This window comes from Microbacterium sp. ZW T5_45 (assembly GCF_044987415.1).
Taxonomy (GTDB): Bacteria; Actinomycetota; Actinomycetes; order Actinomycetales; family Microbacteriaceae; genus Microbacterium.
Window position 1 is genome coordinate 1 of record NZ_JBJDRJ010000066.1, and the last position, 12599, is coordinate 12599.

The following is a 12599-nucleotide window of genomic DNA, read 5'->3' on the forward strand; positions in this document are numbered from 1 at the left end:
TCAGAGACCGAACGGCGAGCAGCACTACCCGCCTGGATGCACTTCTACAATCATCACAGGCGCCACTCCGCCATCGGAGCCCCACCCATCAGCAGGCTCAACAACCTGCCTGGACATCACAGCTAGTGCTTGTGCGAGGAAGGACCCTCCGATAGCGGTGATGGACATGGCGATGAGGCCAGGGACCAGTGCTGTGCCGAGAGCAGCACCGATACTTGCGGCCACGAGTAGCGCGGCGGCGACTACGGGCAGTGATAAGGCACGCTCTCTGCGTGACTGGTTCGGGAGGTGCAGAACGATGAGGGCGCCGATGGACGCGACCGATCCCCAGCGCGGTTCGCCGAGGAGCAGTCCGAGTGAAGGTGGAACAGTGATCGCGGTGGCCGCTTGCACCGCTCCTGGCCACTGATGTGGTGCTGGCCGGAGGGCGAACAGCTGCCGCCAGAGGGGTGTGCTCACTCAGCGCCGAGCGCGTCGAGTTCCGTGGCGGACGGCGCGAAGAACACCGAACCGGTGAGTGCGGTCGAGAAGTCCAGCAGTCGGTCGTGCATCCCCGCCGGCTCTCCGATGAACATCCGCTCGAGCATCCGTTGGATCACCCAGAGGTCGCGGCTGTAGCCGAGGAAGTACGTCCCGAACTCATCCGCTCCCGGGCTGCCGAACGGCATATTATCGCGAATGATGTCGTGCTCTACTCCTTGATCATCCTCGATGGTCGCCAACGATTTGTGCGACTGCTGGCCGTCCGGGGCGTCATCCAGTTCGAGGCCATCGACCTTGGTGCGGCCGAGGATTCGCTCCTGAGTGTCCACTGGCAGCGCGTCCCAGGAGGCCATCGCATGCACATACTTCTGAGTGACGACGTAGGTGCCTCCAGCGTGCGCGGGATCCTCGTCGCCGACCAGAACGGCGTCATCAATTGCCGGGCCGACGGGGTTCGCCGTGCCATCGACGAAGCCGAGGAGATCTCGACGGTCGAACGACCGGAACCCGACGGTCTCATCCACGACGTGCACCGCATCGCCGAGGTCGCTCAATAGTCGCTTCTCGAAGAAGAAGCAGACGTCGGCGCGCTCCGCTCGAATGTGGAAGAGCAGATCGCCTTCGGTTGCGGGTGCCGTGTGCACCGCTCCGATGACGGGAGTGAAAGGTCGAAGCTGGATGGGGAGGGCGCTCCTCATCAGTGGCTCCCATACGGCGCTGCCGATACCCACTGTGCAGGTCAAGTCGGCATCAGGGAACCGGAACGTGATGGCTTTCATCGAATCCGACAGGTCGGCGAGGACGTCGCGCACCGTGTCGAACCCCTCCGGCTCAACGGTCACAACCAGGAAGACCGCGTTCGCGGTCAGGGATGCTCCTGGTGCCTGCGTCGGTCCAGTCTCAATGGTGTTCATCCGTTACCCGCTCGCTCTCACGTTCGTCTGCTGGCATCAGCATGGTCGGGTTCGAGGCGGTATGTCTGCGACACATGACGAGAGTGCGTGCGACGGACACGTCGGATGTCTTGAGGGATCGCGGATCTGCACGAACTGTCCACTGCGGACTGAACGGACGTCGCAAGGTGCTGCTTTCGACTCGTCCTACCGTGAGTGCCACACGACCTGAACGGAGACATCATGGACGCAATCGGCCGCGAGGCACTCACCGGAATCCAGCAACTCGAACGTGAACTCATCGTGCGTGACTTCGTCGCGCTCCTCAACGACCGCGCGCACGCCGAGCTTCACCCTTTCCTCGCCGAGGACGTCGTCTATCGGCCGTCTGCGAACAAGACTGTGTGGGGACGGGCCGCGGTCACGCGGATGATTGCCGATATGCACAGGAGCTTCGACCAGTGGACGACAGATCTCCAGTCCGTCGCTGTCAGTGGGGACACGGTGCTGACGGAGCAACGGTTGAGACTGCGACTGCCCGGCACGTCGACGGTCGAGGTGATGGGGTTCGCGAGCTTCCGCCTCGCGGGGGCGCAGATCAGCGCGTGGAACCAAATTCACGCGTGAGTGGCGGCTGAGTGCGCGCTGCGCGCTTTCCGTGCCATTCGCGTAGACCTTTTCGGGAGTTGACTCCCGACTTCGCGTAGATGTGACGAATATGGGATACGACCGTGTGAGGCGACATGAACAGTGCGTCCGCGATCTGCTGCGTCGTCGCCCCGGCGGCTACGCGCTCGAGGACTTGCTGTTCACGCGGTGAGAGCAGCTGTGGACTGCCCTGCGCGTGGGCACGACGGCGAACTCCGCGGCGCCGAAGAGACTGCAGCACGCGGTTGACGTCGCGACGCGCTCCCGCGTTCTCGTAGATGGTGAGAGCCTCATCAAGCGCTGTCACGGCCCGCTCCGCATCGGATTCCGCGGCACCGACGAACTCGAGGACGAGAGCGATGATGAGCGGTCGATCCACCTGTCGTAGGGTCCTGGCGGCCTCAGACAGTGTCTCCGCGTCACGCGCATAGCAGCCTTCAGCGGCCAGCAGAATGGCCCGGCAGTACGCATTCTCAGGATTGTGGTCGTACCGGGCGTGGGCACGCGCGATGACGTCCTGGGCAAGTTCGTCATCATTGGCGCGGATCGCGACCTCCATCAGAAGGAGGTCGTCTGCGAAGTCGGAGGGGGTTGTCATCGCGGGAATCGGGTCGTGAAGTGATTCCCGCGCCAGCGCGCTGTGCGCCACCGCCTCATCGATGTTTCCGTCGTTGAGTGCTCGCAGCACGAGCATCCATTGCCCCGCCCTGACGACACCGCCGCCGGAAGCGAGAGCCTCGACGATGGGCTCCGACTGTTCACGCAGAGCCGTATCGCCGGTGCGGAGGGCGACACGAAACAATACGATGCCAGCGGTCGCGTTCGCGAAGTCGCCGAGGCCGAGTTCGCCGGCAAGAGCGAGTACCGACTCCGCTTGCAGCTTCGCCTCGTCCAGCCGACCGAGGTCATGCAGTACACGGGATCGAATCATCATCCAGTACGCTTCAGCAACTGCAGCCTTGGATGCGAGGGCAGAGCGCAGGCCTTCGTCGACCAGCTGGAGAGCGTGCTCGACGTCGCCCATCGAGTTGTGGAGGAACGCATCCCACAGCCCTTCCGGCACCCATCGCGCCAGATCGAGCCCGGCGCGATCAGCGCGCTCCGATGCCGCCTGCATGAGGGCGACCGCGTCTCCGAACCGGTTGCTGTTGAACGCGTACACGGACTCGGTGGCGTCGACCGTGGCCAGCGCCTCGTGGTCGACCTCCGGGTCTGCAACCTCGCGCGCGAGAGCCAGCGTTCGGATCAGCTCAACGAAATCTGCCTTATTCGCGCAGTTCAGCGCGCGAACGGCGAGCAGGTCAGCGCGCGTCGAGCGTTCGATGCCCGCAAGTGCGAGCGCTTCATCACACGTCGCGATGGCCTGGTCGAAAGAGGCCTCGGTCTGGCGGCGGGCGGCACCGAGAAGGACACGGGCACGGGATTCCGGAGACAGATATGGCGTGAGTGCCTGGGTTGCATTGTCCGCCTCCGCGTGGCGTCCGTCAGCCCAGAGGTACGGCAGAAGCTCGGTGCTGGCTTCCGCTAACGCAGGAACGTTGTTCGCGAGGTGCAACGCCGCTACCGCGAGGTCTGCGGCCTGCGAGGTGTCCGATGTGGATAGCTGCTGTGCGGCGTCGCGGATCAGAGCGAACGACTGCTGGTCTCCGGGTTCCGCGGCCTCCACGACGGCTGCGGCGACGGCCGACGCCGGTTCCCCGGAGGAGAGGCGAAGGTGTGCGACTTCCCGCAGCATGACCTTGCGGACGGACGTGGGGATTGTCGCCTCGACGGCTTCTCGGATCGTGTCGTGAACGAAAGCAAGCGTCGACCCGTCCTCCAGCAAGAAGTCAGCACCCAGCAGTTCCCGCACTATGGGCATCGAGGCCACGGCGGTGGCGCCGGTCGCGGTCAAGACATCGGGGAGGCGGAACCGTCTGCCGAACAGGCTCGCGACCTGGGCAAATGTCAGAGCGTCGTCCGAGAGATGAGCGACGCGCTGTCGTGCGGTCGACCCGAACCTGGAAGGAACCGCAGAGCCGACTGCGTCCACGACGCCGTCGTGAGCCTCGAGGAGCGCGTCCTCTTGGAGTCCGCGCACGAGTTCGACCACGAGCAGCGGGATGTGCGAGGTTCGTTCAAGGGCTGCCTCGAGCTTGGGTCCGAGGGGTGCGCCGGTGAGGTCCGCGGCGATCTCGAGCGCAGCATCGGCCGTGACGGGCTCAAGGTCGAAGACCGTGCCGGTGCGTTCGACGTAGTCGGCGACTCGAGCGTGTGCTGCCCGGAACTGACCCGAGCGGCTGGCCAGAACCCAGGCGACGGGCTGATCCGATAATGCTGCCGCTGACCTCAAGAGGATTCCGACCGAAGCGGCGTCCAACCACTGCAGGTCGTCAATGACGACGACCACGCCTCCCGTAGCAGTCGCCGTCGACTCCAACCTGTCGGTCAGAAGACGCGTGATCCAATACTGCGGTTCCCCCGCTCCAAGGACCGGTCGCAGGTCCTCCTCTGTCACTAGTGGCGGAGTGCTCCGCAACACCGCTTCGGTCAAAGCCCCGAGCGGCACCGCCCCGGAGTCAACGTCCGGGGTGATGGTGAGGGTGGACCATCCCTGGCGCTCGGCGAAGGCGAGAACCTCCGCGAGGAGTCGAGTCTTTCCCATGCCCGCTCGTCCTCGGAGGAGCGCAGGTGTAGGTGCGCCTGTGAGGGAGTGGGTGATGGACGCCATGAGGGACGAGGCGACGTCGTCGCGTCCACGCAGCGGAGTACCGGCTGATGTGGGAGATCCGGCCAGGAAGGCGCGGTCTGACGCAACGGCGAAGCCGGAGTATCGCTCGTGCATCCCCCCATTATCCCGCAGCGACGTTGCGTGTTCATTTCCAGGTGATGTGGATGTGTCGGAGAGGGGATGTGAGCGCTCCCATCCCTGCCTACTGTTGAGGTCGTCGCCGCGTCGTGGGTAGTACAACTTGGGCCTCTTCGCCGGCGATATGTCATTCCTACGCTGAAGCCGAGGGCGCGACTGTAGCCCGAGAAAGGAATCATGATCATGCATCGTCACGGCGTCGCAAGGGTCCCCAGCGTATGAACCTGCAGACACTCGCGGATGATCTTGCAGAGGACCTCGGGCGATCAGTGGTCATCAACGACGCGCAGTACCGCCCCATGGTCTCGAGTGCGCAGGGAGAGGAGATCGACGAGTTACGTGCACGCGGACTCCTCGGACGCGCGACGCCGCCGCGCGAACGCGCGTACCTGGAGAGCATCCAACTGTCCTCCGCGCGGCGGCCGCAGACCGTGAACCTCGACCAGTTCGGTGCACGCGAACGTCTTGCCGTTCCGATCCGCTCCGACGATGCGCTGCTCGGTGTCATGTGGCTGATCACGGGCGGACTCCCGCCACTGACATCCGCGCAGTTCCGCGCGGTGGATGCGGCGGTGGATATCGCACGCGATTACCTCGCCGCAGCGCAGGACGAAACGCCGGGTCGATCCACGCGCGAGATGGTCATCCGTGGTCTCCTCGCCGCGGACCCGGTCGCCAGACGTGACGCGCTGAGCACTGCTGTCCGCACCCACGGGGTGTCTCGCAGCGCGGCAACCATCGTTCGCGCCGTGTCCGTCGGGCATGACACGTCCGTTGTTCAGCGGGCTTCGCTCGGACGCGCCCTGGAGAGCGTGGCCAAAGCCACCCTCATGTTCATGGGCGAGATCGGAGCGGCCCTGCTGTTCCTCGAGCGTTCGAACGAGAACGCGCGGATGGATGAACTCATCGCCGCCGAGGCGGCGCGCGCCGGTGTGCTCCTGCGAGCAATTGGGTCCGCTCACCTGACCGAGACGGACATTGACGTGCGGCCGGTTGCTGAGCGAGCGGTCGCGACGGCGGCAGTCGCTGAGCTTCTCCCTGATCTGGGCAGGAGCCTGCGCGCCGAGGACATCGGTCCCTGGTTGCTCATCGCTGATGTCGTCTCAGACCCGAACCGGCTGCAGTGGTACTCACCAGCCGCGTACACCCTGATCCATGATGCAGACCCGCTGCGCCGCCAGACCATCGAGACGCTCCTCGACCATGCACACCAGATCAAAGTCGTGTGCGAGGAACTGCACATCCATCGCACAACGCTCTACTACCGATTGGAAAACATGCCACAAGTGGTGAAAGACGCCATGGATGACGGGATGAAGCGCAGCGCCCTGCACCTCGGCTTGAAGCTTGCGTCGTACTGGGAGAATGCAGGTCACATCCAATGAGGGCACGAAGCCGGCAAGTTCAGACCAGCGACGGCGTGACCCTGGAACTGTACGACACGGGCGGCGACGGCGTCCCGCTCCTGATGCTCCATGGGTGGTCGCAGTCGCAGGAGATGTTCCGGCACCAAAGAGAAGGGCTCGCGGAGCGCCGCGTCATCACCTACGACATGCGTGGGCATGGACGGTCGGAGAAGCCCTGGCGAGGGCATCGCATCGCTCGTCTCGCGGCCGATCTTCGAGACATCCTGGACGACTTGGACATCCAGGCCGTCGATCTCCTCGGCTGGTCGATGGGCGTCTCCGTCATCTGGTCCTACCTCGAACTCTTCGGAGACGACAGAGTACGCAGCATCGTGATGGTGGACCAACCAGCCGCGGTCGTCGCGCAGTTGTGGATGAGTGCGCAAGAACAGCAGTCCGCGGGCTGCATCCTGCCGCCAGACGGGCTCGGAACGCTTGCCAATGCCATCGCTGACGATGCTGGTGGGGATGCGGCGGTGCGCGCCTTCGTGCGGAGCATGTTCACTGGACCCGTCGATGACGACCTCTGGTCGTTCGTGTCATCGGAGGTCGCCCAGACGCCGCGTCGGGTTGCCGCGCCACTGCTGTTCGACCATGGCGCGCAGGACTGGCGGGAACTGCTTCCGACCATTGCCAAGCCCACCCTCGTGCTGGGGTGCGATGGCAGCCACGTCTCCCCAGAGTCGCAGCGTTACGTCGCGTCACGTATTCCTGGAGCACTCGTGCACATCTTCCCGCGGGAGGTGGCCAGTTCCCACTTCCCGTTCCTGGAGAACCCGGAGGTGTTCAACGACGTCGTCCGCGTGTTCCTCGACGCGAACACGATTTCCGACACCCGTCCAGTCAAGTAGCGACAACACGTAGGAGCGGGGACGCGGTCCCCGCTCCTAGCGTTGAACCCGACCCGGAGATCTCGGGGCTCGAGGGAGTGAATATGCGTGAGAAGCCGACCGTTGTGATGGTGCACGGTGCGTGCTCTGATGGGGCGAGCTGGTCGCCGGTGGCGATGCGGATAATGGGTGCGGGTGTCGAGGTGCGTGTTCCTGCCATCTCGAACCGGAGTCTCGCGGCGGACGCCGCGTACGTGCGGTCGTTCGTCGAGAACATCGACGGGCCCGTCCTCCTGGTCGGCCACTCCTACGGTGCGACCGTTGCCTCCGTCGCGGGGACCGCCGAGAACGTTCGCGGGCTGGTCTTCGTGGCCGGCTTCGTCCTCGACGTGGAAGAGAGCACAGACGATCTTCGTCAGCGTTTCCCGGCGCCGGACGCCGCGAACTTCTTCGAGTACCGCCCCTACGCCACGGTCGAAGGCGCGACCCGGCGCGAGGTGTCAATCGCCATCGAGGAGTTCCCCTTCCTCGCAGCTCTCGGCATCCCTGCCGATGAAGCCGCGGTCTTCGCCGTCACCCAGCGCCCTCTGGACGCTGCGGTGCTCGACGAGAGGGCCACGCACGCAGCCTGGCGCTCTCGCCCCACCTGGGGCATTGTCGCCACCCTCGACCACATCGTGAACCCCGACGTCGTTCGTTTCGGCCTCGAACGAGCCTCGGCCCTTGAGGTGCTCGAGCTGCCAGGTCCGCACCTCGTCATGCATACGCATCCTGGCGATGTCGCACGTTTCATCGTTGACGCTGCCAACACGGTGAGCTGATCTTTCGATCAGCCGTCGAACCGCACGTCGGATCATCGCGAGCACCGGTGAGCTCATGAACCAATCCTCAATGTCAGCGAGTCGCATCGCCGTGGCTGGCGGTTCCATCGGCGGGCTATTCGCCGCAGCCATGCTGCACCGGCTTGGGCATGACGTGACGGTGTACGAGAAATCGGTGCACGGCCTCCGAGCGCGCGGTGCCGGGCTGGTCGCTCAGGACGAGGTCTTCACGGCGCTTGACGCTGCGGGCGTCGCGCCGTCTGCGGTGCCGGGCGTAACGTCCGTTGATCGGATCACCCTCGACCTGCGAGGAGCGATTCGTCACCGAGCACGCGCCGAGCAGACACAGCTGTCCTGGGACCGTCTGTACGACGGCCTTCGCGCTGTGATCCCCGACTCTCGGTACGTCCTGGACAGTCCGGTGACGGACGTCATGGCAGGCGCCGACGACCTCTCTTTCGCCACCGGTGATGAACGACATGAGGCTGACCTGCTCATCGGAGCAGATGGAGCGCACTCGCACGTGCGACGCTTTGTTGCCCCAGACGGCGGTGAACCTGCGTATGTCGGTTATGCCATCTGGCGCGGCCTCATTCCTGAGGATCTCGTCCCCGCCGGTGCCGCCGACACCCTGTTTCGGCGGATGACGTTCTACACGGGGCCGGGGGAGCACGCGCTCGGATATCTCGTCCCTGGGCCCGATGGGCAGACGAAGCCGGGGAGTCGTCGGTACAACTGGGTCTGGTACCGATCCATGAGCTCCGACGAGATGTCGACTCTGATGACTGCCGCCGGTCGGTCGTCCACATCGACGTCACTCGCCCCGGGGCAGACACCAACGGACGTCACGACACACCTGATCGACGCCGCCCGTCATCGCCTGCCACCGCAGTTCGCTGAAGTGGTCGCGATGGAGCCACGGCCATTCCTGCAGGGTGTGCTCGACTATGTCGCTCCCAGGCTCATCCGAGATCGCGCATTGCTTCTGGGGGATGCAGCAACGGTGGTGCGCCCGCACACCGCGATGGGCGCGGCTAAAGCTGCCGGCGACGCGCTCACGCTGGCCCGCGCGCTTCACTCATCGAGCATTGACGACGCTCTCGTCTCCTATGGCGAGCAACGGCTCCCTGTGGCCCGGAACATCGCGCAGTACGGCGTGAGGCTCGGCGAACAGCTGCCCCTATGACTTGGCGTCGGTCAACCGCGCCTGCATGAAGCGCTGGAGGACGACGGCATGGTTCACCGCCGGATCGTGGGCTGCGTAGATCAGCGTGACCGTGTCTTGTGCGTGGGCGACATCGAGCAGGCGCTGAACCGCTGTGGTGTTCTCCTCCAGCTCTGAGTCATACCGAACCGTAAATTCCGCCATGCGCGCGGGGTCGTGATCCCACCATGTCCGCAGATCGGGCGAAGGCGCGATCTCTTTCAACCACTCGTCGAGAGCGGCGTGTTCCTTTGACACGCCCCGCGGCCACAGACGGTCCACGAGGATGCGGTAACCGTCTGCTGCGGATGCCGGTTCGTACGCGCGTTTGATGAGAACGTTCGACATGAATGGCCTTTCGTGCGATGGGTCAGGCGAGAGTCTTCTCGCTGGTCTTAGGGGTGCTGGCGAACGCCTCGAGATCAGGCTTCGGGTACTGGGTGGTCATGGTGTGGAACGGCAAGGATGGCACCTCGAAGTTGTGGACACGCATCTGAATCTCGCCGATCCCATCCAAACGGAGATGAGAGTCGAGGTCCGACGGCCGTGCGACTTCGTGCAAGTTCCAGCGGCTCACGAAGTCCGGGTCCGTTGACAGTTCGCGGACGATCTCCTCATACCGCGCGGAGTTACGATCCCCGAGGAAACGGAGGGTGGCGATACCTCGTGTAGCGAGCTCGTCCCAGTTCACGATCTGACGCTTGTTCTCGGGAGCGAAGTGCGCGACTACGGCGTTGACTCCTGGGCGGATGGCCCCGGAGCTGAGCGAGTGCATGCGTTCGTTGACAGCGACGATGTCGAGGTTGCCGTCGGTGATGTACGCCGGGATGTGGGCCCAGGTGTCGAGAAGTTCGCGCATGATGTAGGTCTTCTCGGGCGGGATCGTGCGTCGCTGCTCGTCGACTCTCCCGGTGAGGCGATTGACGTACTCGATGCACACGTCGTCCAGATTGAGAGCGCGAGCGAGGGCGCGAACCACCTTGGTGGAGGGATCTGCTCCCCGTCCCTGTTCGAGTCGGGTGTAGTACTCCACGCTGATGTCGGCGAGCATTGCCACCTCCTCGCGCTTCAGCCCGGAGACTCTTCTTCCGTCATCAGGACGCAGCCCGACGTCGGCTGGGAGGACGTGGGCGCGCCGCGCACGCAGAAAGTTCCCCAGCACGGTCTTGTTGCTATTCACCGAACTCCTTGAACGTGACCAATCGGTCGCCCTCATCTTGGAGGAAGACCCTTCACCGTACGGCGGAGAAGAAGCGGGTCACATCACCTATCCGCCAACTCTGCATCCCCTCTTTCGCGCAAGGTCGAGATCGGATTCAGCCGCCGCCTGTCGGGACCGGATAGACGTAGCAATGAGTGTCGGCAATTGTCGGAGGTGTCAGGCCCGACCGAAAGTTACTTTGAATGCAGTCGCCACATCGTCGAGGCGCAAACTACCCACCAGTCGCGCGGGCTTGCTCGTTCGACGACATGACAAAGGATTCATCATGGGATACATCACCGCCGAAGACGGCGCAGAGATCTACTTCAAGGACTGGGGCAACAAGGACGCCCAGCCCATCGTGTTCCACCACGGCTGGCCGCTGTCGTCGGACGACTGGGACGCGCAGATGCTGTTCTTCCTGTCCAAGGGGTACCGCGTGATCGCCAGCGACCGTCGCGGGCACGGCCGTTCGTCGCAGATCAGCACCGGCCACGACATGGACCACTACGCCAGCGACGTGAACGCCGTCGTCGAGCACCTCGACCTGCGCAACGCGATTCACATCGGACACTCCACCGGTGGCGGCCAGGTCGCCCGGTACGTCGCCAAGTACGGCCAGCCTCAGGGCCGCGTTGCCAAGGCCGTCCTCGTGTCCTCCGTGCCGCCCATCATGCTGAAGTCCGACAGTAACCCCGAGGGCACTCCCATCGAGGTCCTCGACGGCTTCCGCTCCGCTCTCGCCGCAAACCGCGCTGAGTTCTTCCAGGCCGTCGCTTCGGGCCCGTTCTACGGGTTCAACCGTGACGGCGTCGAGGTCTCCGAGCCGGTCGTCGCGAACTGGTGGCGCCAGGGCATGACCGGCAGCGCACTCGCGCACTACGAGGGCATCAAGGCGTTCTCCGAGACCGACCAGACCGAGGACCTGAAGGCCATCACTGTCCCGGTCCTCGTCATGCAGGGTGACGACGACCAGGTCGTTCCGTACAAGGCTGCCGCGCTCTTGCAGCACGAGCTCCTCCAGAACTCCGAACTGAAGCTCTACGCCGGCTACCCGCACGGCATGCTGACCACGCACGCTGACGTGATCAACCCCGACCTGCTCGCCTTCATTCAGAAGTAATCGACGGCAGAGGGGCCGAGAGGTGCATCCGGGGATCCGGGTGCACCTCTTCTGGGTCTTCGGGAACCCCGCGGTGTGATCATCGCCGAAGCACCGCCTCGAGACTTGGTGGAGGGGCTGACGGGAATCGAACCCGCGCTGTCTGCTTGGGAAGCAGAAGTTCTACCATTGAACTACAGCCCCGAACCCGACTCGATGACCGGGTGATCGCCAGCCTACCCGTCCGACCGATGAAGGCCAAAGCGCGCCCGTGCGGCATCTTCTCGGACTCGGGATGCCGAACGTCACGCACCGCGGCGGCATCCGACCCTCGCACTAGGCTGATCCCGTGCTTCTCAGCGACCGTGACATCAGGGCAGAACTCGCATCCGGCCGGATCGGACTGGCACCTCACGAACCCGAGATGATCCAGCCGTCGAGCGTCGACGTACGCCTCGACCGGTACTTCCGGCTGTTCGACAACCACAAGTATCCGTTCATCGATCCGTCGGTCGATCAGCCCGAGCTCACGCGGCTCATCGAGGTCGATCCCGACGAGCCGTTCATCCTGCACCCGGGCGAGTTCGCGCTCGGCGCGACCTTCGAGCAGGTCACGCTCGCCGACGACATCGCGGCCCGTCTCGAGGGCAAGTCATCGCTCGGACGGCTCGGCCTCATCACCCACTCGACCGCCGGCTTCATCGACCCCGGATTCACGGGACACGTCACTCTCGAGCTAGCGAACGTCGCGACGCTGCCGATCAAGCTGTGGCCCGGCATGAAGATCGGTCAGCTGTGCTTCTTCCGGCTGACCTCTCCGGCCGAGAACCCCTATGGGTCCGGACCCTACGGCAACCGGTACCAGGGTCAGCGCGGACCGACGGCATCCCGCTCGTTCCAGAACTTCCACCGCACCGACGTCGGCGTCACCGACGTCGGGTCGATCGGGGGCTGAGTCGCGGACCGTGCCTCGCCCCCGGGCCGCTGCGCGCCGCCTGAAAACAGGTAAACCGCGCGAGATCATGATGTTTCGGCTTGGGGTGGTCCGCGTGTCGTGGAGTTGGTCCCTGTTCCTTTCGTGTCAGGCCGCGTTCGCGGCGGGTTGTGTGGTGAGCCGGGTCAGGGTCTCGGCGGGTGTCGTGTAGCCGAGGCTCTGGTGCCGG

At 64.6% G+C, this 12599-nt stretch carries 11 protein-coding genes, 1 tRNA gene and 1 pseudogene; 8 read left to right on the plus strand and 5 right to left on the minus strand.

The genetic code is table 11. The features are described 5' to 3' along the window. A pseudogene (locus tag ACI3KS_RS19090) lies at positions 1–126 on the plus strand (IS481 family transposase); the annotation flags it as partial. 329 nt (positions 127–455) lie between these two features. Here the strand turns inward: ACI3KS_RS19090 and ACI3KS_RS19095 are convergent. Continuing rightward, positions 456–1397, minus strand: a complete 942-nt coding sequence (locus ACI3KS_RS19095; protein ID WP_404920123.1) for a Dyp-type peroxidase — start codon at positions 1395–1397, stop codon at positions 456–458. A 222-nt stretch (positions 1398–1619) separates the two neighbouring features. Between ACI3KS_RS19095 and ACI3KS_RS19100 the strand changes: the two genes are divergently transcribed. Then, on the plus strand, positions 1620–2003 hold the full coding sequence (locus ACI3KS_RS19100) for a nuclear transport factor 2 family protein (RefSeq protein ID WP_404920124.1): 384 nt from the start codon (positions 1620–1622) through the stop codon (positions 2001–2003). Here ACI3KS_RS19100 and ACI3KS_RS19105 read toward each other — a convergent pair. Continuing rightward, positions 1975–5106, minus strand: coding sequence for a LuxR C-terminal-related transcriptional regulator (locus ACI3KS_RS19105; RefSeq protein ID WP_404920125.1), 3132 nt, complete (start codon positions 5104–5106; stop codon positions 1975–1977). The genes ACI3KS_RS19100 and ACI3KS_RS19105 overlap by 29 nt on opposite strands. Here ACI3KS_RS19105 and ACI3KS_RS19110 point away from each other — a divergent pair. From ACI3KS_RS19110 to ACI3KS_RS19125, 4 genes are all read left to right on the plus strand, one after another. Then, positions 5091–6257 (plus strand): helix-turn-helix domain-containing protein, encoded by a 1167-nt coding sequence (locus ACI3KS_RS19110; RefSeq protein ID WP_404920126.1) that lies wholly within the window; start codon positions 5091–5093, stop codon positions 6255–6257. The genes ACI3KS_RS19105 and ACI3KS_RS19110 overlap by 16 nt on opposite strands. A gap of 83 nt (positions 6258–6340) precedes the next feature. Further along, positions 6341–7129, plus strand: a complete 789-nt coding sequence (locus ACI3KS_RS19115) for an alpha/beta fold hydrolase (RefSeq protein ID WP_404920133.1) — start codon at positions 6341–6343, stop codon at positions 7127–7129. Between the two features lie 83 nt (positions 7130–7212). Then, the gene (locus ACI3KS_RS19120; protein ID WP_404920127.1) at positions 7213–7929 is read left to right on the plus strand and encodes an alpha/beta fold hydrolase; all 717 of its coding nucleotides are present in this window, start codon (positions 7213–7215) and stop codon (positions 7927–7929) included. A 70-nt stretch (positions 7930–7999) separates the two neighbouring features. Continuing rightward, positions 8000–9115, plus strand: a complete 1116-nt coding sequence (locus tag ACI3KS_RS19125) for an FAD-dependent monooxygenase (RefSeq protein ID WP_404920128.1) — start codon at positions 8000–8002, stop codon at positions 9113–9115. Here ACI3KS_RS19125 and ACI3KS_RS19130 read toward each other — a convergent pair. Together ACI3KS_RS19130 and ACI3KS_RS19135 are read right to left on the minus strand one after the other, a co-directional pair. Beyond that, complete coding sequence (locus ACI3KS_RS19130) at positions 9110–9481, minus strand: DUF488 domain-containing protein (RefSeq protein ID WP_404920129.1); 372 nt, start codon at positions 9479–9481, stop codon at positions 9110–9112. The two genes, ACI3KS_RS19125 and ACI3KS_RS19130, sit on opposite strands and share 6 nt — an antisense overlap. 22 nt (positions 9482–9503) lie before the next feature. Then, a complete protein-coding gene (locus ACI3KS_RS19135) occupies positions 9504–10349 on the minus strand; it encodes a helix-turn-helix domain-containing protein (RefSeq protein WP_404920130.1) in 846 nt (281 codons plus the stop codon). Between the two features lie 271 nt (positions 10350–10620). On the opposite strand from ACI3KS_RS19135, the gene ACI3KS_RS19140 reads away from it, so the two are divergent. After that, the gene (locus ACI3KS_RS19140; protein ID WP_404920131.1) at positions 10621–11457 is read left to right on the plus strand and encodes an alpha/beta fold hydrolase; all 837 of its coding nucleotides are present in this window, start codon (positions 10621–10623) and stop codon (positions 11455–11457) included. A gap of 109 nt (positions 11458–11566) precedes the next feature. Here ACI3KS_RS19140 and ACI3KS_RS19145 read toward each other — a convergent pair. Then, a tRNA-Gly gene (locus tag ACI3KS_RS19145) sits at positions 11567–11640 on the minus strand. 145 nt (positions 11641–11785) lie between these two features. On the opposite strand from ACI3KS_RS19145, the gene dcd reads away from it, so the two are divergent. Then, positions 11786–12391: a dCTP deaminase gene (gene dcd / locus ACI3KS_RS19150; protein ID WP_404920132.1), complete on the plus strand. Its 606-nt coding sequence runs from the start codon at positions 11786–11788 to the stop codon at positions 12389–12391. Positions 12392–12599 lie beyond the last annotated feature (208 nt).

What these genes read in the sequence shown, in the direction of transcription:
- ACI3KS_RS19095 (WP_404920123.1), bottom strand. Translation starts at nt 1,397, where the DNA reads ATGAACACCATTGAGACTGGACCGACGCAGGCACCAGGAGCATCCCTG.
- ACI3KS_RS19100 (WP_404920124.1), top strand. Translation starts at nt 1,620, where the DNA reads ATGGACGCAATCGGCCGCGAGGCACTCACCGGAATCCAGCAACTCGAA.
- ACI3KS_RS19110 (WP_404920126.1), top strand. Translation starts at nt 5,091, where the DNA reads ATGAACCTGCAGACACTCGCGGATGATCTTGCAGAGGACCTCGGGCGA.
- ACI3KS_RS19115 (WP_404920133.1), top strand. Translation starts at nt 6,341, where the DNA reads ATGCTCCATGGGTGGTCGCAGTCGCAGGAGATGTTCCGGCACCAAAGA.
- ACI3KS_RS19120 (WP_404920127.1), top strand. Translation starts at nt 7,213, where the DNA reads ATGCGTGAGAAGCCGACCGTTGTGATGGTGCACGGTGCGTGCTCTGAT.
- ACI3KS_RS19125 (WP_404920128.1), top strand. Translation starts at nt 8,000, where the DNA reads ATGTCAGCGAGTCGCATCGCCGTGGCTGGCGGTTCCATCGGCGGGCTA.
- ACI3KS_RS19130 (WP_404920129.1), bottom strand. Translation starts at nt 9,481, where the DNA reads ATGTCGAACGTTCTCATCAAACGCGCGTACGAACCGGCATCCGCAGCA.
- ACI3KS_RS19135 (WP_404920130.1), bottom strand. Translation starts at nt 10,349, where the DNA reads ATGAGGGCGACCGATTGGTCACGTTCAAGGAGTTCGGTGAATAGCAAC.
- ACI3KS_RS19140 (WP_404920131.1), top strand. Translation starts at nt 10,621, where the DNA reads ATGGGATACATCACCGCCGAAGACGGCGCAGAGATCTACTTCAAGGAC.